This window comes from Streptomyces sp. NPDC001985 (assembly GCF_040296845.1).
In the GTDB taxonomy this organism is placed as follows: Bacteria; Actinomycetota; Actinomycetes; order Streptomycetales; family Streptomycetaceae; genus Streptomyces.
Genome location: NZ_JBEOYB010000087.1, coordinates 1 through 20511 on the forward strand (window position 1 = coordinate 1; position 20511 = coordinate 20511).

The 20511-nt window shown below is 71.9% G+C and carries 22 protein-coding genes; 2 read left to right on the forward strand and 20 right to left on the reverse strand.

Going from position 1 to position 20511, the window contains the following annotated elements; all coding sequences use genetic code 11:
• The 5 genes from ABT122_RS28940 to pyrR all read right to left on the reverse strand — a co-directional run.
• A partial coding sequence (locus ABT122_RS28940; RefSeq protein WP_351558355.1) for a carbamoyl-phosphate synthase domain-containing protein occupies positions 1-131 on the reverse strand: 131 nt, incomplete at its 3' end.
• The gene (locus ABT122_RS28945; RefSeq protein WP_351558303.1) at positions 128-700 is read right to left on the reverse strand and encodes a PH-like domain-containing protein; all 573 of its coding nucleotides are present in this window, start codon (positions 698-700) and stop codon (positions 128-130) included. The genes ABT122_RS28945 and ABT122_RS28940, both read right to left, overlap by 4 nt.
• The gene (locus ABT122_RS28950) at positions 697-1983 is read right to left on the reverse strand and encodes a dihydroorotase (protein WP_351558305.1); all 1287 of its coding nucleotides are present in this window, start codon (positions 1981-1983) and stop codon (positions 697-699) included. Before ABT122_RS28950 ends, ABT122_RS28945 begins: the two co-directional genes overlap by 4 nt.
• A gap of 2 nt (positions 1984-1985) precedes the next feature.
• Positions 1986-2972: an aspartate carbamoyltransferase catalytic subunit gene (locus ABT122_RS28955; RefSeq protein ID WP_351558307.1), complete on the reverse strand. Its 987-nt coding sequence runs from the start codon at positions 2970-2972 to the stop codon at positions 1986-1988.
• Between the two features lie 122 nt (positions 2973-3094).
• Positions 3095-3682, reverse strand: coding sequence for a bifunctional pyr operon transcriptional regulator/uracil phosphoribosyltransferase PyrR (pyrR, locus tag ABT122_RS28960; RefSeq protein ID WP_351558309.1), 588 nt, complete (start codon positions 3680-3682; stop codon positions 3095-3097).
• Positions 3683-3959: 277 nt separating this feature from the next.
• On the opposite strand from pyrR, the gene bldD reads away from it, so the two are divergent.
• The gene (gene bldD / locus ABT122_RS28965; RefSeq protein WP_003956405.1) at positions 3960-4460 is read left to right on the forward strand and encodes a transcriptional regulator BldD; all 501 of its coding nucleotides are present in this window, start codon (positions 3960-3962) and stop codon (positions 4458-4460) included.
• Positions 4461-5119: 659 nt separating this feature from the next.
• On the opposite strand, the gene nusB is transcribed toward bldD, so the two are convergent.
• From nusB to rpsD, 15 genes are all read right to left on the reverse strand, one after another.
• On the reverse strand, positions 5120-5548 hold the full coding sequence (nusB, locus tag ABT122_RS28970) for a transcription antitermination factor NusB (RefSeq protein ID WP_351558311.1): 429 nt from the start codon (positions 5546-5548) through the stop codon (positions 5120-5122).
• Positions 5549-5550: 2 nt separating this feature from the next.
• Entirely contained in the window at positions 5551-6117 is a 567-nt protein-coding gene (gene efp / locus ABT122_RS28975; RefSeq protein ID WP_351558313.1) for an elongation factor P, read from the reverse strand.
• A 59-nt stretch (positions 6118-6176) separates the two neighbouring features.
• Entirely contained in the window at positions 6177-7283 is a 1107-nt protein-coding gene (locus tag ABT122_RS28980; protein ID WP_351558315.1) for an aminopeptidase P family protein, read from the reverse strand.
• 95 nt (positions 7284-7378) lie between these two features.
• On the reverse strand, positions 7379-8236 hold the full coding sequence (locus ABT122_RS28985; RefSeq protein ID WP_351558317.1) for a Pro-rich N-terminal domain-containing protein: 858 nt from the start codon (positions 8234-8236) through the stop codon (positions 7379-7381).
• Positions 8237-8663: 427 nt separating this feature from the next.
• Positions 8664-9104: a type II 3-dehydroquinate dehydratase gene (locus ABT122_RS28990; protein WP_351558319.1), complete on the reverse strand. Its 441-nt coding sequence runs from the start codon at positions 9102-9104 to the stop codon at positions 8664-8666.
• Positions 9101-10201 (reverse strand): 3-dehydroquinate synthase, encoded by a 1101-nt coding sequence (gene aroB, locus ABT122_RS28995; RefSeq protein WP_351558321.1) that lies wholly within the window; start codon positions 10199-10201, stop codon positions 9101-9103. The genes ABT122_RS28990 and aroB overlap by 4 nt, the downstream gene beginning before the upstream one ends.
• Positions 10198-10713 (reverse strand): shikimate kinase, encoded by a 516-nt coding sequence (locus tag ABT122_RS29000; protein ID WP_351558323.1) that lies wholly within the window; start codon positions 10711-10713, stop codon positions 10198-10200. Before ABT122_RS29000 ends, aroB begins: the two co-directional genes overlap by 4 nt.
• Positions 10710-11894, reverse strand: coding sequence for a chorismate synthase (gene aroC / locus ABT122_RS29005; protein WP_351558325.1), 1185 nt, complete (start codon positions 11892-11894; stop codon positions 10710-10712). Before aroC ends, ABT122_RS29000 begins: the two co-directional genes overlap by 4 nt.
• A 167-nt stretch (positions 11895-12061) precedes the next feature.
• Positions 12062-13009 carry a shikimate dehydrogenase gene (locus tag ABT122_RS29010; RefSeq protein WP_351558327.1) on the reverse strand — a complete coding sequence of 316 codons (948 nt, stop codon included), beginning with the start codon at positions 13007-13009 and terminating at the stop codon, positions 12062-12064.
• Entirely contained in the window at positions 12993-14786 is a 1794-nt protein-coding gene (mltG, locus tag ABT122_RS29015) for an endolytic transglycosylase MltG (protein WP_351558329.1), read from the reverse strand. Before mltG ends, ABT122_RS29010 begins: the two co-directional genes overlap by 17 nt.
• Positions 14787-14887: 101 nt before the next feature.
• Positions 14888-15352: a Holliday junction resolvase RuvX gene (gene ruvX / locus ABT122_RS29020; protein WP_351558331.1), complete on the reverse strand. Its 465-nt coding sequence runs from the start codon at positions 15350-15352 to the stop codon at positions 14888-14890.
• The gene (gene alaS / locus ABT122_RS29025) at positions 15349-18018 is read right to left on the reverse strand and encodes an alanine--tRNA ligase (protein WP_351558333.1); all 2670 of its coding nucleotides are present in this window, start codon (positions 18016-18018) and stop codon (positions 15349-15351) included. The genes ruvX and alaS overlap by 4 nt, the downstream gene beginning before the upstream one ends.
• Complete coding sequence (locus ABT122_RS29030) at positions 18018-18350, reverse strand: DUF6167 family protein (RefSeq protein WP_351558335.1); 333 nt, start codon at positions 18348-18350, stop codon at positions 18018-18020. Before ABT122_RS29030 ends, alaS begins: the two co-directional genes overlap by 1 nt.
• A 6-nt stretch (positions 18351-18356) precedes the next feature.
• A complete protein-coding gene (locus tag ABT122_RS29035; RefSeq protein ID WP_351558337.1) occupies positions 18357-18806 on the reverse strand; it encodes a DUF948 domain-containing protein in 450 nt (149 codons plus the stop codon).
• 192 nt (positions 18807-18998) lie between these two features.
• Positions 18999-19613, reverse strand: a complete 615-nt coding sequence (rpsD, locus tag ABT122_RS29040) for a 30S ribosomal protein S4 (RefSeq protein WP_351558339.1) — start codon at positions 19611-19613, stop codon at positions 18999-19001.
• A gap of 191 nt (positions 19614-19804) precedes the next feature.
• Here rpsD and ABT122_RS29045 point away from each other — a divergent pair, with 191 nt between their 5' ends.
• A complete protein-coding gene (locus tag ABT122_RS29045; RefSeq protein ID WP_351558341.1) occupies positions 19805-20506 on the forward strand; it encodes a DUF2470 domain-containing protein in 702 nt (233 codons plus the stop codon).
• The last annotated feature ends 5 nt before the right edge of the window (positions 20507-20511 follow it).

Genomic DNA, 20511 nt, shown 5'->3' on the forward strand with positions numbered 1-20511 from the left:
ATCCCCGTACTGAACACCGCCTCACCAAACGTCTCCCCCACAGCCCCGAAAGCACGACCGCGAAACACACGGCCATCCTCCAGAACAAGGACGGCGGGAGCCTGGCCGGCTCCCCTGCTGGAGGTCGTCATCGTGCGCCTTCCGTCGTGTTGATCAGGTGGTTCAAGGTGGTGACCCACTCGTTGTGCTCGGCAGCCGTGTCGGAACGGATGCCGGAGTCGATCAGGGTGTCGCCGTGCTCCCAGGTGATGACCAGGAGCCCGCCCTCGGCGAGGACCTTCCCGGCGATGCCCTTGTCGAGCCTGGCCTCGCGCAGGGCGGCCGAGGGGATGAAGAAATCGGTCGCGCCGGGGCGTACGGCCCGGAGTCCCTCGTCGGTGAGGGTCAGCTCGACCCGGCTGCGGACACCGAGGCCATGGGCCACGATCCGGTCGAGCCACTGCCCGGCCGTGGTCGAGCCGTGGTAGCGGCCGGTCAGCCGGAGCAGGGGCTCGCCCGGGGTCTCCGGTGCGGCCGGCAGCTCGGGCAGGCCGGACTGGAGGCTGCCGCGCCATTTCCAGCCCTGGCGCATCAGCCAGTAGACGAGGGCGATGAAGAGCAGCAGTCCGACGACCCAGCCGATGCGGGCCGCCCAGTCGGTGACCTCCGCGGACTTCTTCTCCGCGGCGATCTGGGCTGCGATGTGGGTGAGTGATGTCACGCGAGTTTCCCGTCGAATACCGTTGCCCGGCCCCGCAGGAAGGTGTGAGTGACGCGTCCCGGCAGCTCACGGCCCTGGTAGGGGGTGTTGCGGCTGCGGGAGGCGAAGCCCGCGGGGTCCACTGCTCCACGGTATGCCGGATCGACGAGTGTCACGTTGGCGGGCTCGCCCGGAGCGATGGGGCGGCCGTGGCCGGTGAGGCGGCCGATCACCGCGGGGCGGAAGGACATCCGGTCGGCGACCCCGGCCCAGTCCAGCAGCCCGGTCTCGACCATCGTCTCCTGGACGACGGAGAGTGCGGTCTCCAGGCCCACCATGCCCATGGCCGCCGCGCCCCACTCGCAGTCCTTGTCCTCGTGCGGGTGCGGGGCGTGGTCGGTGGCGACACAGTCGATGGTGCCGTCGGCGAGGGCCTCGCGCAGGGCGAGGACATCGGCCTCGGTGCGCAGCGGCGGGTTCACCTTGTAGACGGGGTTGTAGGTGCGGACGAGTTCGTCGGTGAGGAGCAGGTGGTGGGGGGTGACCTCGGCGGTCACATTCCAGCCCTTGGACTTGGCCCAGCGGATGATCTCGACGGAACCGGCGGTGGAGAGGTGGCAGATGTGCACCCGGGAGCCGACGTGGGCGGCGAGGAGGACATCGCGGGCGATGATCGACTCCTCGGCGACGGCGGGCCAGCCGCCGAGGCCCAGCTCGGCGGAGACGATGCCCTCGTTCATCTGGGCACCCTCGGTGAGCCGGGGCTCCTGGGCGTGCTGGGCGATGACGCCGTCGAAGGCCTTCACGTACTCCAGCGCCCGGCGCATGATCACGGCGTCGTCGACGCACTTGCCGTCGTCGGAGAAGACCCTCACCCCGGCGGCGGAGTCGTGCATGGCGCCCAGCTCGGCGAGCTGCTTGCCCTCCAGGCCGACGGTGACGGCGCCGACCGGCTGGACGTCGCAGTAGCCGGACTCCTTGCCGAGCCGGTAGACCTGCTCGACGACGCCGGCGGTGTCGGCGACGGGGAAGGTGTTGGCCATGGCGTGGACGGCGGTGAAGCCGCCGACCGCCGCCGCCCTGGTGCCGGTGAGGACGGTCTCGGAGTCCTCGCGGCCGGGCTCGCGGAGGTGGGTGTGGAGGTCGACGAGGCCGGGGAGGAGGATCTGCCCCTGGGCCTCGACGACCCGCGCACCCTCGGCGGAGAGTCCGCTGCCCGCTTCGGCGATGGTCTCGCCGTCGATCAGGATGTCCCGGACCTCGCCGCCGAGCACCTTCGCGCCCCGGATAAGGATCTTGCTCATGGTTACTTGGTCTCCTCGGTGCGGGCGGGGGTGTGGGTGACGGCGGGTTCGGCGCCGCCGAGCAGCAGATAGAGGACGGCCATCCGGGTGGAGACGCCGTTGGCGACCTGTTCGACGGCCGTGCAGCGGTCGGAGTCGGCGACCTCGGCCGTGATCTCCATGCCCCGGTTCATGGGGCCGGGGTGCATGACGATGGAGTGTTCCGGCATCCGGGCCATGCGCTCCCCGTCGAGTCCGTAGCGGCGGGCGTACTCGCGCTCGGTGGGGAAGAAGGCCGCGTTCATCCGCTCGCGCTGGACCCGGAGCATCATCACCGCGTCGGACTTGGGCAGGACCGCGTCCAGGTCGTAGGAGACCTCGCAGGGCCACTGTTCGACGCCGATGGGGACCAGGGTCGGCGGGGCGACGAGGGTGACCTCGGCGCCGAGGGTGTGGAGCAGCAGGACGTTGGAGCGGGCGACCCGGCTGTGCAGGACGTCGCCGACGACGGTGATCCGGCGGCCGGAGAGGTCGCGGCCGATTCCGGCGTCCCGTCCGACGAGCCGGCGGCGCATGGTGAAGGCGTCCAGCAGGGCCTGGGTGGGGTGCTCGTGGGTGCCGTCGCCCGCGTTGACAACCGCGCTGTCGATCCAGCCGGAGTTGGCCAGCCGGTAGGGGGCGCCGGAGGCGTGGTGGCGGATGACGACGGCATCGGCGCCCATCGCCTCCAGGGTGAGCGCGGTGTCCTTGAGGGATTCGCCCTTGGAGACCGAGGAGCCCTTGGCGGAGAAGTTGATGACATCGGCGGAGAGGCGCTTGGCGGCGGCCTCGAAGGAGATGCGGGTCCGGGTCGAGTCCTCGAAGAAGAGGTTGACGACGGTACGGCCGCGGAGGGTGGGAAGTTTCTTGATCGGCCGGTCGGCGACGCGGGCCATCTCCTCGGCGGTGTCGAGGATGAGGACGGCGTCGTCACGGGTGAGGTCGGCGGCCGAGATGAGGTGGTGCTTCATCCGAGGGGCTCCGATGGTTCGCGGGTCGGGAGGGAAGGCTCGCGGACGCGGCCTGCCGCGGGGGCGCGGCGGGCATGCGGGCGCACGGGACCCGCCGGGCGGCGGGTCGGTGGGTGCGGGTGCTACTGCTCGGTGGCGTGGGCGGTCGCGGGTGCGGTCTCGCGGATGCCGAGCAGTACGGTGTCGCGGCCGTCCTCCTCGGAGAGCTGGACCTTGACGGTCTCCCGCAGCGAGGTGGGGAGGTTCTTGCCCACGTAGTCGGCGCGGATGGGCAGTTCGCGGTGGCCCCGGTCGACCAGGACGGCGAGCTGGACGGCGCGGGGGCGGCCGATGTCGCCGAGCGCGTCGAGCGCCGCTCGGATGGTGCGGCCGGAGAAGAGGACATCGTCCACGAGGACGACGAGCCGGCCGTCGACGCCCTCGCCGGGGATGTCGGTGCGGGCCAGTGCGCGGGCGGGTCGCAGGCGCAGGTCGTCGCGGTACATGGTGATGTCGAGGGAGCCGACCGGCATCGTGCGGCCGGTGATCTCCTCCAGTTTCCCGGCGAGCCTGCGGGCGAGGAAGACGCCGCGCGTGGGGATGCCGAGGAGGACCACGTCGTCGGCGCCCTTGGCGCGTTCGACGATCTCGTGGGCGATGCGGGTCAGTACCCGCGCGATGTCGGGAGCCTCGAGAACGGGGCGTGCGACATCGGAGCTGTGCGTGTCCATATGAAACGGACCTCCTTCTCCGCCTCACGGGACGGACCTTAAAGGACGTCGAAATTGCGTCACCACCGTACCAGGGCCCCGGCGGGCGTCCACTCGGGGGTCCCGTCGTCGACCTGGCACGGAAGCGCAGCTCGGAGCCGGTGCGGATCATGACAACAGACCGGTCCGGACCATTCGGCTTGACGCATCCAAGTAACTCTGCGTAACCTCACAGTGAGTTACCAGCCGCGCGGCGGAGCCGCAGGTCGTCACGTCGCCACAGCGTCCGGGGAGCTATATGTCCAGCGAATACGCAAAACAGCTCGGGGCCAAGCTCCGCGCCATCCGCACGCAGCAGGGGCTCTCCCTCCACGGCGTGGAAGAGAAGTCCCAGGGCCGCTGGAAGGCCGTGGTGGTCGGGTCCTACGAGCGCGGCGACCGTGCCGTGACCGTGCAGCGCCTGGCCGAGCTGGCGGACTTCTACGGGGTTCCGGTCCAGGAGCTGCTTCCCGGCACGACGCCGGGCGGAGCGGCCGAGCCGCCGCCGAAGCTCGTTCTCGACCTGGAGCGCCTCGCGCATGTGCCGGCCGAGAAGGCGGGCCCGCTCCAGCGCTACGCCGCCACGATCCAGTCCCAGCGCGGGGACTACAACGGCAAGGTGCTCTCGATCCGCCAGGACGATCTGCGCACCCTCGCCGTCATCTACGACCAGTCGCCCTCGGTCCTGACCGAGCAGCTCATCAGCTGGGGCGTGCTGGACGCGGACGCGCGTCGCGCGGTCTCCCACGAGGAGAGCTGAGGCCGCCTCCAGGGGCCGGTCTCCGGCCGGGAGGACTCCGGCACCGGCGGTCTCCGCTATCGGAGGCCTGAGGAGAAACGTCACATCGGGGGCGGGTCCGCGAGAAGCGGGCCCGCCCCCGGTGCTTACCCCGTACCGCGCCGGGTCATCCCTGTCGGCTGCCCGGGGCCGGTCCGGGGCGCAGGCCCGGGCACGGACCGACCCGGTCCCGGGCGCAGGCCCGCAGGGCCCGCGGAGAGCCGTTCAACGGCCTCGCTGAAGCCCCGGGCGCCCCTCCGGCCCCCCGTGCCCCTTCCGGGCCCGCCGAGGCCGTAGGGCGGCGGCAGGACCCGATCGCCGGACAGGCGGAGGCGGGTACGGACCGGGGAGCGCGCGGCCGGTCCCGGGACAGCCGCGCGCGCCGCCCGCGCGGCCCCCGCCACCCATTCGGAGCAATGGGCCGGCGGGCCCCACCGGGGCGGAACCACCGGCCGCGGAGAATTCCCGGCCCCTCCCCCACCCGGGGGTCTCCCGCACCGGACGCCCCGGACGCCCGGACACACGCGTACCGGCGCCCGCGCCCGGCCCGAGAACGCGTCCGGCCCGAGAACGCGCCGGGCCCGGCGCGGACGACGGCGATCGTCGTCCACACCGGGCCGGAGCGGCTGGTCCGCCGCGCTTCAGTCGCGGCGCAGGTTCGGCTTCAGCTCCTTGAAGCGGCCGAGCATGCCGTTGATGAACGAGGGGGACTCCTCGGTGGAGAACTCCTTGGCGAGCCCCACCGCCTCGTCGATCACCACGGCGTCCGGGGTGCCGTCCACCCACACCAGCTCATAGGTGCTGAGGCGGATGATGTTCCGGTCCACGACGGGCATCCGGTCGAGCTCCCAGTCCACCGCGTAGGTGGAGATCAGCTCGTCGATACGGGCCGCGTACTGCGCGTACCCCTCGACCAGCTCCATGGTGTACTCGGTGACCGGAGGCTGCCGGGTGTCGGTCCGTGAGTGCCGAATCCAGTCCGCGAGGACCGTCTGCACGCTCGTACCGCGCTGGTCGGCCTCGAAGAGGATCTGGAAGGCGCGCTTACGGGCCTTGTTGCGGGCGGCCACGGTTAGCTGTTCACCCGGCTGAGGTAGTCACCGGAGCGCGTGTCGACCTTGATCTTCTCACCGGTGGTGATGAAGAGGGGGACCTGCACGGTGTAGCCGGTCTCCAGCGTCGCGGGCTTGGTGCCACCGGTGGAGCGGTCGCCCTGGACACCGGGCTCGGTCTCCGAGATGACCAGCTCGACGGCGGCGGGCAGCTCGACGTAGAGCACCTCGCCCTCGTGCGTGGCGACGGTGGCGGTGAAGCCCTCGATCAGGAAGTTCGCGGCGTCGCCGACGGCGGGGCGCGCGACATGCAGCTGGTCGTACGTCTGCATGTCCATGAAGACGAAGTAGTCGCCGTCCATGTACGAGAACTGCATGTCACGGCGGTCGACGGTGGCCGTCTCGACCTTCACGCCGGCGTTGAACGTCTTGTCGACGATCTTGCCGGAGAGCACGTTCTTGAGCTTGGTGCGCACAAAGGCCGGGCCCTTGCCGGGCTTGACGTGCTGGAACTCGACGACGGACCAGAGCTGGTCGTTGTCGAGCTTGAGCACCATGCCGTTCTTGAGGTCGTTCGTGGAAGCCACGGTTGCGGAATCTCCTGGACTGACGCTGGTGGACGACCGGGGTGCTGCGGCGGTACGCGCTAGAGCGCGAGCAGCTCCTTGGTCGTGATGGTGAGTAGCTCGGGTCCGCCGTCCGCCTCCTGGCGCACGACGAGCGTGTCATCGATCCGGACACCGCCCCGGCCCGGAAGGTGGACCCCCGGTTCGACGGTGACCGGCACGCAAGCGTCCAGTTTACCCATGGCCGCCGGGGCCAACTGCGGGTCCTCGTTGATTTCGAGCCCCACGCCGTGCCCGGTGAGCGGTGCCAGGCCCTCGCCGTGGCCCGCCGCGCTCAGGATCTGGCGGGCCGCGAGGTCCACGTCCCGGTAGGCCACGCCCGGTACGAGGGCCTCCCGAGCGGCCCGCTGGGCGGCGAAGACCAGGTCGTACAGCTCGATCTGCCACTCGGCCGGAGATGTGCCGATCACAAAGGTACGGCCGATCTCACAGCGGTAGCCGCGGTAGTCGGCACCGACGCAGACGGAGAGAAAATCCCCCTCCTCGACCCGGCGGTCGGTGGGGTGGTGCGCCCGGCGGCCGGAGTTGGGGCCGGTGGCGACCGAGGTGGGGAAGGCGGGGCCGTCGGCCCCGTGGTCGATGAGCCGGCGCTCCAGCTCCAGGGCGAGATGGCGCTCGGTGCGGCCGACGAGGATCGATTCGAGCAGCTCGCCGAGGGCCTGATCGGTGATCTCGGCGGCGATCCGCAGACAGGCGATCTCCTCCTCGTCCTTCACGATCCGCTGCTGCTCGACGGCGAGCCCCAGATCGGCGAGGTGGAGCCGGGGCGCTACGGAGCGGAGCGCGCGGTGCCGGGCGACGGTGAGGTGGTGCTCCTCCACCGCGAGGGACGCCTCGCCCGCCGTGCGGGCCAGCTCCGCCGCGGCGACGGCGGGGTCCCCGGTGCAGGTGGGCAGCACGGTCAGCCGCAGCCGCTCGTCGAGCCGCCCGTCGGAGGGGTCGCCGGTGGGGGCGCGGGGGCAGAGCAGGGTGTCCTCGGCGGGTCCGAGCAGCAGGACGGCTCCGGGCGGAGCGCCACCGGCGAGATAGCGCACATTGGCGGGCCGGGAGACGAGGGCCCCGGCGCTGCCGGTGGCCGCGCACCGGTCACGCAGCCGGTCGCGGCGGACCCCATACACCTCAGACATGCCCCGATCGTACGAGCGGGGCGGCGGCTCGGCCCGGCCAGCGCGTCCGACCGGGGTGCGGCCTCCGACGGTGCGCCGGTGCGCGGGACCGGGGACTACCAGCTCGGCGGGCTGGCGACGGAGCGGGAGAGCGCGTCGTCCAGCGCGCGGGCGGTGGTCTCCACGTCGTACTTCGAGTTGTCGATGATCGGGAGGCCCGAGCCGTACCAGCCGGCCATGCGGCCGTGGATGGTCGCCACCTCCTCGTCGCCGAGGCGGCGGTTGCCGCTGCGCGCGGCGTTGCGCTCCAGGACGATCTCCAGGCCGGGGAGGAGGACGACGGGCAGCAGCCCGGGGCCCACATGGCGCTTCCAGCCGCCAAGGCCGACAACGGGCCAGTCCGGGAAGACGGCGTCGTCGAGGATGCAGGAGATGCCGTTGGCGAGGAAGTTGCGGGCGGAGAAGCCGCAGGTGCGGCGGGCCAGGCGGTACTGGGCCTCGGAGTGCTCGTTCCACCCCGACTGGGGGTTGGCGAAACCGGAGCGGACCCATTCGCGGACATCGTCGAGGCTGATGTGGGCGGTGGGGACCCGGCGGCGGCTCGCCCAGTGGCGGGCCACGGTGGTCTTCCCGGCGCCGGCGGGGCCGATGAGGAGGACGGCGAGGGTCGCGGTGGAGACACCGCTGTCGGCCGGGGAGTGCTCGGGCAGCGGCACGGGACCGCCGGGGGGCAGCTGCACCTGGCCGGTGAGGCCGCGCGGCGCGGCGGAGCCCGGCGGGCAGGGCGGGGCCGGGGTCCAGCCGGGGGCGGGCGGCGGCGCGCCGGGGTGCGGGGTCCCGGCGGGCGGCGGGGGCGGTGTCCGGGGCGGCGGGGGCACAGGGGGCTGCCCGGGGTGGGCGCCGTGTGTCCAGCCGGGCTGCCCCTGCCCCGGTCCCTGGGGCCCCGGCAGTGGTGCCCCCACTGCGTGCTGCATCCGGTGCCACTCCGTATCTCTCGTGCGACTGACGCTGTGTGGCGGAGCCCCGGCGGGCGCCGCCATCGAAAGGTACCCCCGGGAGGGGTGGTGAATCTTCCTTCCGGAGCCCGGGGCCGTCACCGGATGAACGGCCGGGCGCGGCCCGAAGTGCCCCGCGCGGCCGGGCAATTCCCGGGCCGCACCGGCCGCACCGGCCCCGGCCGCACGAGCACCGACCGCACGAGCACCGACCGCACCGGCCCCGGCCACACGAGCACCGACCGCACCGGCCCCGGCCGCACGAGACCCGGCCGCAGAGGCCCCGGCCTCACGAGACCCGGCCGCAGAGGCCCCGGCCGCACCGGCCCCGGCCGCACGAGACCCGGCCGCAGAGGCCCCGGTCAGCGGGGCCCGGCCACGCGAGACCCGGCCGCACCGGCCCCGGTCAGACGGAGAGTTCCTCGGCGAGCGCGCGCAGCGCCAGCCGGTAGGAGCCGACGCCGAAGCCCGCGATGGTGGCGCTGGCGACGGCGGCGACCACCGAGGTGTGCCGGAAGGTCTCCCGGGTGTACGGGTTGGAGATGTGCACCTCGATCAGGGGCGCGGTGCGCTGGGCGGCGGCGTCCCGCATCCCGTACGAGTAGTGGGTGAAGGCGCCGGGGTTCAGGACCACGGGGATCGAGCCGTCGGCCGCCTCGTGGAGCCAGCGGATCAGCTCGCCCTCGTCGTTGGTCTCGCGGACGTCCACATCGAAGCCCAGCTCCGCGCCGAGCGCCCGGCAGGTCTCCACCAGACCGGCGTACGAGGTCGCGCCGTAGACATCGGGCTCACGGGAGCCGAGCCGCCCCAGGTTGGGGCCGTTGAGGACCAGCACCCGGCGGCTCACGCCGAGACCTCCCCGTAGGCGGCGAGCAGGACGGCCGGGTCGGGGCCCTCCAGCACCGTGGGCCTGCCGAGGCCGTCCAGGACGATGAAGCGCAGCAGATTGCCCCGCGACTTCTTGTCGACCTTCATGGTCTCCAGCAGCTTGGGCCACTGGTCGCCCCGGTAGGTCAGCGGCAGCCCCACGGACTCCAGCACCGCGCGGTGCCGGTCGGCGGTGGCGTCGTCCAGCCGGCCCGCCAGCCGGCCCAGCTCGGCGGCGAAGACCATGCCGACGGAGACGGCCGCGCCGTGGCGCCACTTGTACCGCTCGTTCTTCTCGATGGCGTGGGCGAGGGTGTGGCCGTAGTTGAGGATCTCGCGCCGGCCGGACTCCTTGAGGTCGCCGGAGACGACCTCCGCCTTGACCCGGATGGAGCGCTCGATCAGCTCGGCGGTGTGCTGCCCCTGCGGGGTGCGGGCCCCCGCCGGGTCGGCCTCCACCAGCTCCAGGATCACGGGGTCCGCGATGAAACCGGCCTTGATGATCTCGGCCAGACCGCTGACGTAGTCGTTGACCGGCAGCGAGTCGAGCGCGGCCAGGTCGCAGAGGACACCGGCGGGCGGGTGGAACGCGCCGACGAGGTTCTTGCCCTCGGCGGTGTTGATCCCGGTCTTGCCGCCGACCGCCGCGTCCACCATGCCGAGGACGGTCGTGGGCACCGCGATCCAGCGCACCCCGCGCAGCCAGGTGGCCGCGACGAAGCCCGCGAGGTCGGTGGTGGCGCCGCCGCCGACCCCGATGATCACATCGCTGCGGGTGAAGCCGGTCCGGCCGAGCGCCTTCCAGCAGTACGCGGCGACCTCGGCGGTCTTGGACTCCTCGGCGTTGGGCAGCTGGATGGCGATGACCTCGTAGCCCTGCGCCGCCAGATCCTCGCGGATCGCCTCGCCGGTGCCGTCCAGGGCCTCCGGGTGGAGGACCGCCACCCTGGTGGGAGCCCCGGTGCCACCGATCAGCCCGGGCAGCTCGCCGAGGAGCTGCCGGCCCACCAGTACCTCGTACGGCGCGGTGCCCTCCGTACCGCCGACCTGGATACGGGTCACAGACTGCTCGGTCATTCGTCCTTCAGCTCCAAAGCGTCGAGGACCGCGTCGGCGACCTCTTCGGGGGTGCGTTCATCGGTGGCCACGACCACACGGGCCACCTCGGTGTACAGATGGCGGCGGGCGTCCATCAGCTCCCGCCACTGGCGGCGCGGGTTGACGGCGAGCAGCGGCCGGGCCTGGTTCAGGCCGGTGCGGCGCACCGCCTCCTCCACGTCGAGCGAGAGGAAGACCACGGGCAGCCCGCTCAGCAGGGCACGGGTCGACTCGTCGAGGACCGCGCCGCCGCCGAGGGCGAGTACGCCGGTGTGCGCGGCGACCGCGTCCCGTACGGCCGCGCGCTCCAGCTCGCGGAAGCGGGGCTCGCCGTCGTCGACGAAGATGTCCGCGATCTCTCGCCCCTGGGCGGCGACGATATCGGCGTCGGTGTCCCGGTAGGGCACGCCGAGCCGCTCGGCGAGCAGCTCGCCGACGGTCGACTTGCCCGCGCCCATGGGTCCGACCAGGACGATCACCGGGGCGCTCACCGGATGTTCAGATGATCGAGGTAGGAGCGGACGTTGCGGCGGGTCTCGGAGACGTTGTCGCCGCCGAACTTCTCCGCCACGGCGTCCGCGAGCACCAGGGCCACCATGGCCTCCGCGACGATGCCCGCGGCGGGCACGGCGGCGACGTCGGAGCGCTGGTGGTGGGCGGCGGCGGCCTCGCCGGTGGTGATGTCGACGGTGGCCAGCGCCTTGGGCACGGTCGCGATCGGCTTCATCGCGGCACGGACCCGCAGCAGCTCACCGGTGGACATACCGCCCTCGGTGCCTCCGGAGCGGCCGGTGGTGCGGCGCAGACCGTCGTCGGTGGCGACGATCTCGTCATGGGCCCGGGAGCCGGGGACGCGCGCCAGGTCGAAGCCGTCGCCGAGTTCCACGCCCTTGATGGCCTGGATGCCCATGAGCGCGCCCGCGAGCCGGGCGTCGAGCCGCCGGTCCCAGTGGACGTGCGAGCCGAGGCCGACGGGGACTCCGTACGCCAGGACCTCGACCACACCGCCGAGGGTGTCGCCGTCCTTGTGCGCCTGGTCGATCTCCGCGACCATCGCCCGGCTCGCGGTCTCGTCGAGACAGCGCACCGGGTCGGCGTCCAGCCGCTCCACGTCGGCGGGGGTGGGGTGGACGCCGTAGGGCGCCTTGGCGCCGGCCAGCTCCACCACATGGGAGACGATCTCGATGCCGGCCGTCTCCTTGAGGTAGGAGCGGGCCACCGCGCCGAGGGCCACCCGGGCGGCGGTCTCCCGGGCGCTGGCGCGCTCCAGGATCGGCCGGGCCTCCTCCAGGGAGTACTTCTGCATACCGGCGAGGTCCGCGTGGCCGGGACGGGGCCGGGTGAGGGGGGCGTTCCGGGCCATCGACGCCAGCTCGTCGGGGTCGACGGGGTCGGCCGCCATGACCTTCTCCCACTTCGGCCACTCGGTGTTGCCGACCATGACCGCCACCGGGGACCCCATGGTCAGGCCGTGCCGCACGCCGCCGATGAAGGTGACCTCGTCACGCTCGAACTTCATGCGCGCGCCGCGCCCGTAGCCGAGGCGCCGCCGGGCGAGGTGGTCCGCCACCATGTCGGTGGTGATCGGCACACCGGCGGGAAGACCCTCCAGGGTCGCCACCAGTGCGGGTCCGTGCGACTCTCCCGCTGTCAGCCAACGCAACCTGCTCAACGGTGCTCCTCTGCTCGCGCCTCCACATGCATGGGCGCGACCGGGTGCGCGGCCCTGGCCCGCCTGATGTGATCCTCCCATGTCCGGCGGTGTGCCCCCGCCCTCGGTCCAGCTGACGGACGCCCGCCGGACCGGGCCGTGCCGCCGCGAGGAGGGGGCGCGGCGGGCTACTGGCGGGATTCGAGGGCCCGTTCGCCCGCCGCCCGCATCACGGCCAGCGGTGCCGGGGAGTGCCCGGTCATCCGCTCCACCTGGAGCACCGCCTGGTGGACCAGGAGGTCCAGACCACCGACGACGGCTCCGCCCCGCCCGGACCAGGCCGCCGCGAGGGCGGTGGGCCAGGGGTCGTAGAGCACGTCGAAGAGGGTGCCGGGTCGGTCGGGCACGGCGGCGGCGAGGGTGTCGGTGGTACCGGCCGGGGTGGTGGCCACGGTCAGCGGGAAGCGCAGCGCCTGCGCGGCGTCGGCCCAGTCGGCGGTACGGACCTCCACGCCGAGCCGCTCGCCCCAGCCGCGCATCTCGGCGGCGCGGGCGGCGGAGCGCACATAGGCGGTGACCGGACCCGAGCAGATCCGGGCGAGCGCGGCGAGCGCGGAGGAGGCGGTGGCGCCGGCGCCGAGGACGGCGGCCGAGGGGACGGCGGTGACGCCCCGCTCGGCGAGGGCGGCGATCATTCCGGGGATGTCGGTGTTGTCCCCGCGTCTGCGGCCGTCCCCGGTGAGGACGACGGTGTTGACGGCCTCCACGGCGGCGGCGGTGTCGCTGATCTCGTCGAGCAGCGGGATGATCGCCCGCTTCAGCGGCATGGTCAGCGACAGTCCGGCCCAGGAGGGGCCGAGCCGCTCCACGAAGGACGGCAGCCCGTCCTCGGTCACCTCGAAGCGGCCGTACGACCAGTCGGTGAGGCCCAGCGCGGTGTGGGCGGCGCGGTGCAGCACCGGGGAGAGGGAGTGCTTGATGGGCGAGCCGAGGACGGCGGCCCGGTGTGCCGTCTCCGGCCGGTCCCGCTCCTCCTGCTCCTGCCGCCCGTCCCGGTCGTCCCGGTCGTCCCGGTCGTCCCGGTCGTTCGGGTCGTTCGGGTCGTTCGGGTCGTTCGGGTCATCCGACGGCGTCATTGAACTTTTCCTTCAGCACTTCGAATTCGTCGTGGTTCCTGGCGAATTCCGTCTTGTTCATGCCGTCCGTGGCCACGAAGTACATCCAGCCGTCGGAGGTCGGGTCGAGCGAGGCCTCCAGCGCCTCGATACCCGGATTGCCGATGGGGCCGGGGGTGAGACCCGTGTTCGTGTAGGTGTTGTACACGTCCATATTGGTGTTGATCTCGGACTCACTGATCTTGATCTCGCTCTGCCCTCTCAGATAGTTGAAGGCGGAGTCGAACTGGAGCTCCCGGTTGGTCTCGGTGTTGTCGGGCTTGAGCCGGTTGTAGATGACCTCGGCCATCTTCCGGAAGTCGTCGTGGGTCTTGCCCTCGGCCTGGACCAGGCTCGCGACCGTGATGACCTGCCACGGCCCTTCGAGGTCGAGCTTCTTGGCCTGGGCGTCGAGGTCGAGCTTGCCGTACTCCTGGGTGGCGCGGGCGACCATCTTCCGCAGCACGGCCTCCGGCTTGGTGCCCTTGGCGACCGGGTAGCTGGCCGGGAAGAGGAACCCTTCCAGCGGGTCCTTGAGGTTGGGGTGACCGGTGGCCCACTCGGGGAGTCCGAGGTTCTTCGCCTGCTCCTCGGCGACCTTCGCGGTGGTGCCGGATTCGAGCTGGAGACGGTCGTCGATCTTCTCGTACACCCAGGTGTTCCGCTTGCCCTCGGGGATGATCAGGGCGTTGCGGCTGGTCGGGCTGAGCATCAGCTTGACGGCGCTCGCCGCGGACATGTTCTTCTTCAGGGTGTAGACGCCCGCCTGGATGGAATTGCCCTGGGGGTTGTTGCTCTGCGCGGAGACGAAGGCGTCGACGCTCTTGACGACACCGGCCTTCTTGAGGACCCGGCCGATGGCGGCCCCGCCGGAGTCCGGGGGGATCTCGACCTGCACACTGCCGGCGCCGGCGCCGCTGTAGTCGGGGGCCGGGCCGAACTGGCCCTGCCAGAACTGGTAGCCGAAGTAGGAGACCCCGCCGAGGCCGCCGACCAGGACCGTGGCGACCACCAGACAGGCGACGCCGTTGCGGCCCTTCTTCGGCTTCCTGGTCCGGCCGCCGCGTCCGTCCCCGGCGTCGCCACCGCCACCGGCCCTGCCGCGCCGGGAGCCGGCCGGTTCGGGGCCGGCGGCGGAGTCACCAGCGTCGTCGGGGGCACCGGAATCCCCGGTGAAGAAGGGGTGGGACTCCTCGCCGGGGTCCGCGTCCCAGTCGTGCTCGGCGCCGGGGCCGGGCTCGGGCGCCTTCGGGGCGCGGCGGCCGGGCGGCTCGGGCGGCGGATAGGCGTCGGGTGTCCCGTACAGATCGGGTGTCTGCCCGGCGTACGGCTCCGCGGCCTGGGCCGGGTCGTAGGCCATCCGGGTCTGCTGCCCGGCGTCCCACGCCCCGGCGGCGTACTGCTGCTGCTGTTCCGCGTACGAGTGGTCCTGGTACGGCTGCTGCGGATTCGGGTACTGCTGCTGGTCCGGGTACTGCCCGGGGGCGGCGTACTGCTGTTCTCCGTAGGAGTGGCCGTCCTGGTGCTGACCGGCGGGGTATCCCTGCTCCCCGTAGCCCTGCCCGTCCTGCCGCGGGTACTGCTGCTGGTACCCGCTCTCGTACGACTGCTGGGGCTGCTGCGGCTGGTGCTGCTGCTCGGCTCCGTAGGGCGCCGTCCGCTGCGCGGGGTCCTGGTGACCTGTCCACCCCTGGTCCCCGTACAACGGGTCCTCCGGATGCCACGGTGCGGGGCCTGGGCCCCGTCCATATTCAGTCATCGTTCCCCAAACAGCCGCGAGGGGGCCGGACGGTCCGCCTCTACGTTGTGCGGCGGCTGTTCGAACGCCGCCGCATCGCGCGGAACGTTACCGTATCGCGATCAGACAACCACTTCGACGGACTCGCCGGGGGGTGCCCCCGATGTCCGCTCGGACTCCAGAGCGTTCTGAAGGATCACCACAGCGGCAGCCTGGTCGATCACAGAGCGACCTTTTCTGGACTTCACGCCCGAGGCGCGGAGTCCCTGTGCGGCGGTGACTGTGGTCATCCTCTCGTCCACCAGCCGGACCGGCACCGGGGCGATGCCCCGGGCCAGTTCCTGGGTGAACGCGCGGATCTTCACCGCGGCCGGGCCCTCGCCGCCGTTGAGCGAGCGGGGCAGCCCGACGACCACCTCGATGGGTTCGTACTCCTCGACGATCTGCCGCAGCCGCCGGTGGGCGGCCGGGACATCGCGTCCCGGCACGGTCTCCACCGGGGTGGCGAGGACCCCGTCGGGGTCGCACGAGGCGACCCCGATCCGGGCGTCCCCGACGTCGAGCGCGATCCGGCGTCCGCGCCTCACCTGGCTTCGGCCACCAGACGCTCGACCGCGGCGACGGCCTCGTCGACGGCGTCGGGGTTCTGGCCGCCGCCCTGGGCGACGTCCGGCTTGCCGCCGCCGCCGCCACCGAGGGTCTTGGCGGCGGCGCGCACCAGGTCACCGGCCTTGAGACCGCGCTCACGGGCGGCCTCGTTGGTGGCGATGACGGTCAGCGGACGGCCCGAGGCGACGGTGAACAGGGCCACCACGGCCGGCCGGTCGCCGGGGATGCGGCCGCGGACATCGAGCACGAGCCTGCGCAGGTCGTCGGCGGAGGTGCCGTCCGGGACCCGCCCGGTGACCAGGGCGGTCCCGTGGACGTCCCGGGCGTCCCGGGCGAGCCCGGCGGCGGCCTGGAGGACCTTCTCCGCGCGGAACCGCTCGATCTCCTTCTCGGCGTCCTTCAGCTTGGCGAGCATGCCGGAGATCTTCTCCGGCAGCTCCTCGGGACGGCCCTTGACCAGCTCCTGGAGCTGGGCGACGACCGTGTGCTCCCGGGCGAGGAAGTGGTAGGCGTCCACGCCCACGAGGGCCTCGATCCGGCGCACACCGGAGCCGATCGAGGACTCGCCGAGCAGCTTCACCAGACCCAGCTGGGCGGTGTTGTGGACATGGGTGCCGCCGCACAGCTCCTTGGAGAAGTCGCCGATGGTGACGACCCGGACCCGCTCGCCGTACTTCTCGCCGAACTCGGCGATGGCGCCCTGCTTCTTGGCGTCGTCGATCGACATGACCTCGGCCTGGACGTCCAGCTCGCGGGAGAGGACCTCGTTGATCCGCTGCTCGACATCGGTGAGCACCGTGCCGGGTACGGCGGAGGGGGCGCCGAAGTCGAAGCGGAAGCGGCCCGGGGAGTTCTCCGAACCGGCCTGGGCGGCGGTCGGGCCGAGGGCGTCACGCAGCGCCTGGTGGGTCAGATGGGTGGCGCTGTGGGCGCGGGCGATGGCCCGGCGGCGCTTGGTGTCGATCGCGGCATAGGCCACGGAGCCGACGGTGACCTCGCCGACCTGCACCGATCCCTTGTGCACGGAGACACCGGGGACCGGCTGCTGGACATCGCGCACCTGGATGACGGCGCCGGAGCCGAGCTTGATCCGGCCCTGGTCGGCGAGCTGGCCGCCGCCCTCGGCGTAGAAGGGGGTGCGGTCGAGGACGACCTCGATCTCGTCGCCCTCGGTGGCGGCGGGCGACGGGACGCCGTCGACCAGCAGACCGACGATGGTCGACTCGCCCTCGGTGGCGGTGTAGCCGGTGAACTCGGTGGTGCCGGCGGTGTCGGCGACCTCGCGGTAGGCGGAGAGGTCGGCGTGGCCGGTCTTCTTGGCCTTGGCGTCGGCCTTGGCCTTGGCGCGCTGTTCCTTCATCAGACGGCGGAAGCCGTCCTCGTCGACGCTCAGGCCCTGCTCGGCGGCGATCTCCAGGGTGAGATCGATGGGGAAGCCCCAGGTGTCGTGGAGCAGGAAGGCCTTGTCGCCGGCGAGCACGGTGCCGCCACCGGACTTGGTCTCGGTGATGGCCCCGTCGAGGACATTGGTGCCGGCGTTGAGGGTCTTGAGGAAGCGGGCCTCCTCGGCCAGCGCCACGGCCTCGATGCGGCCGCGGTCGGTGATCAGTTCGGGGTACTGCTCGCCCATGGTGGTGATGACGACATCGGCGAGGGCGGCGACGACCGGCCCGGTGGCGCCCATCAGCCGCATGTTGCGGATGGCGCGGCGCATGATGCGGCGCAGCACATAGCCGCGGCCCTCGTTGCCGGGGGTGACGCCGTCGCCGATCAGCATCACGGAGGTGCGGATGTGGTCGGCGACCACGCGCAGGGAGACATCGGTCTCGTGGCCGGCGCCGTAGCGCACCCCGGTCAGCTCGGTGGCCTTGTCCATGACGACACGGAGGGTGTCCGTCTCGTACATGTTGTGCACGTCCTGGAGGATCATGGCGAGACGTTCGAGACCGAGGCCGGTGTCGATGTTCTTGGAGGGCAGCTCCCCGAGGATCGGGAAGTCCTCCTTGCCCTCGCCGGGGCCGCGCTCGTACTGCATGAAGACCAGGTTCCAGATCTCCACATAGCGCTCGTCGTTGACGGCGGGGCCGCCCTCCTCGCCGAACTCGGGGCCCCGGTCGTAGTTGATCTCCGAGCAGGGGCCGCACGGTCCGGGGACGCCCATGGACCAGAAGTTGGGGCCCATGCCCAGGCGCTGGATGCGCTCGGCGGGCACGCCGACGACATCGCGCCAGATCCGCTCGGCCTCGTCGTCCTCCTGGTAGACCGTGATCCACAGACGCTCGGGGTCCAGGCCGTAGCCACCGTCCGCCACGGAGCTGGTGAGCAGCTCCCAGGCGAGCTTGATGGCGCCTTCCTTGAAGTAGTCGCCGAAGGAGAAGTTGCCGCACATCTGGAAGAAGGTGCCGTGGCGGGTGGTCTTGCCGACCTCTTCGATGTCCGGGGTGCGGACGCACTTCTGCACGCTGGTGGCGCGCGGGGACGGCGGCTTGGCCTCACCCAGGAAGTAGGGCTTGAAGGGGACCATGCCCGCGGGGACCAGCAGCAGAGTCGGGTCGTCCGCGATGAGCGACGCCGAAGGGACGACGGTGTGCCCGCGCTCCTCGAAGAAGCTCAGCCAGCGGCGGCGGATTTCAGCCGACTCCATCAGTGGTCCTCATTCCGGTTGTACGAGTGGTGGGAGTGCGTGTCGTGGGCGCGGGCGCCGCGGCCGATCGCGGGGCGGCGCTGCGCGGGCAGTTCCGGGTCGGGCGGGGTGTTCGTACCGAGCACCTCACCCAACTCCTCCTCGCGCTGGAGCATTCCCGCCCGGACGTCGATGGCGAAGTCCTTGAGCTTGTGACCTGCGTCGATGGCCTTGTTCGCGGCTTGTGCCGCGAGGCTCTCGGGGGTCAGCTGCTGGATCTTCCGGTTGACCTTGGTGGTGGCCCACACACCGGCGGCTGCGCCCGCGGTGAACCAGAAGGTACGGCGGAACATGGTGTGTCAGCCTTTCCTGCCCCAGCGGGCGCGTCCGCCGCGGGCGGACGGCACCGAGCGGCCGACGATCACCGTGCGGCCGGTGCGCTCCCGCTCCCGGGGGGCGTCGTCGCTCTTTCGGCTCATCGCCCGGCGCACGCCGTACCCGAAGGCGGCGACCTTGACCAGCGGGCCTCCGAAGGTGGAGGCGACGGTCGTGGAGAGAGCGGAGGCGTTGGAGGTGACTTCCTGGACGTCGGTGGCGATCGCGTCGACCCGGTCGAGCTGGGTCTGCGCGGAGCGCACGGTCGCGGACGCGTCCGAGAGCAGGGGCACTGCCTGCTCGGTCACCTCTGTCACCAGCCGGGTGGTCGCCTTGAGCGTCTGCGCCAGCCTCGCCAGCACCACGGCCAGGAAGGAGACGAGGATCGCCCAGAACACGGCCACCAGTATCCCGGCAACCTCTCCACCGGTCACGCCGCACCGCTCCCTGCTAGTCGCTGGTTCTTGTCGCTGGACAAGTGAGAAATTGTCTCCCGAGCCTATCGCGCCCGGGGTGGCGCGCCGAACCGGATATCCCGGCCCGCAGACGCGAGAGCCCGCCGGCTCCCCGGCCACGAGGGGCGGGGGAGGCGGCGGGCTGAAGCGCGATGTCGTACCGCGCCCGGATCAGCGGGCGTAGTACTCGACGACGAGCTGCTCGTCGCAGATCACGGGGACTTCCTTGCGGTTCGGGTCGCGGTCCAGGCGGAAGGCCAGGGCCTTCAGGTTCACCTGGAGGTAGCGCGGGGTCTCGCCGTCGGCGGCGAAGCCACCCTCACGGGCGACCTGGAACAGCGGCTTCTCGCGGGAGCGCTCGCGGACCATCACGACGTCGTCGGGACGGACGCGGAAGGACGGCTTGTCGACCTTGCCGCCGTTGACCTCGATGTGGCCGTGGACAACCATCTGGCGGGCCTGGTAGATGGTGCGGGCGATGCCCGAACGCAGGACCAGGGCGTCGAGGCGACGCTCCAGCTCGATGACCAGGGCCTCGCCGGTCTTGCCCTCGGCCTTGCGGGCGCGGTCGTAGGCGCGGGCCATCTGGCGCTCGCTGATGTCGTACTGGGCGCGCAGGCGCTGCTTCTCCAGCAGACGGACCTTGTAGTCCGAGTTCTGCTTGCGCCCACGGCCGTGCTCGCCCGGCGGGTAGGGACGGGCCTCGAAGTACTTGACAGCCTTCGGCGTCAGCGCGATGCCGAGCGCGCGAGACTTCTTGACCTTGGGACGCGACTGGTTAGGCACGTTCTCCAGACCTCCGTTGTAGGTTAGGTTAGGCTCACCTTACTCAAGGAGATCGCATGTCTCGCCCTGGGAACACCAAACGCGTCACGGACAGCGCAGAAGAAGCCGACGCTGCTCAGCAGAGCGTCGAGGCGACGGAGGTCCGATCAGCTCATGGTCAGCCGCGTCCCAGCGGGCTTGAAATCGATCGGATGCCGTCAGCAGCCGAACGCACACGAACTCTCGTACAGAGTACATGCTCTGCGGTACTGCTGATTCCCGGCGTGGAGACCGTCCGCCCGGACCAGCTGACACCGCAGGCCCGGGTGATCGGCCCGGACGGGGAGGTCTTTCTGCTCTTCCCCGCGGACTCACCGGCCGTACGGGCCGCCACCCACGCCCACGACGACGAGCTGTCCGCCGTGCTGGAGCTGACGGATGTGGCACCCGTGTCGGTGCCCCACCGCATCCGCGGCCGGGCCTGGGTCTCCGGCTGGCTGACCTGCGCCCCGGGCGTCGCCGAGCCGGGCTCGATGATGATCCGCCTGGAGGTGGGCGAGCTGTACGTGGACGATCTGTGGGGCGCCACCGACGTCGAGGCCGAGGACTTCGCCCGGGCCCTGGTCGACCCGCTGGTCGCTCATGAGACCGAGCTGCTCCAGCATCTGCACTCCGCCCACGGCGAGCAGCTCCAGGAGCTGTGCGCGCTGCTCGGCGAGCGCGCCGACGACACGCTGGGCCCGGACGGCAAGCGGCTGCGGGCGGTGCCCCTGGCGCTGGACCGCTTCGGGCTGCGGGTCCGGTTCGTCGGGGAGCAGTGCTTCGATGCGCGGTTCGACTTCCCCGAGCCGGTGCGGGACATCACCGGGCTGCGCCGGGCGATGCACACCCTCTTCGAGGCCGCCGCGCACTGAGGCCG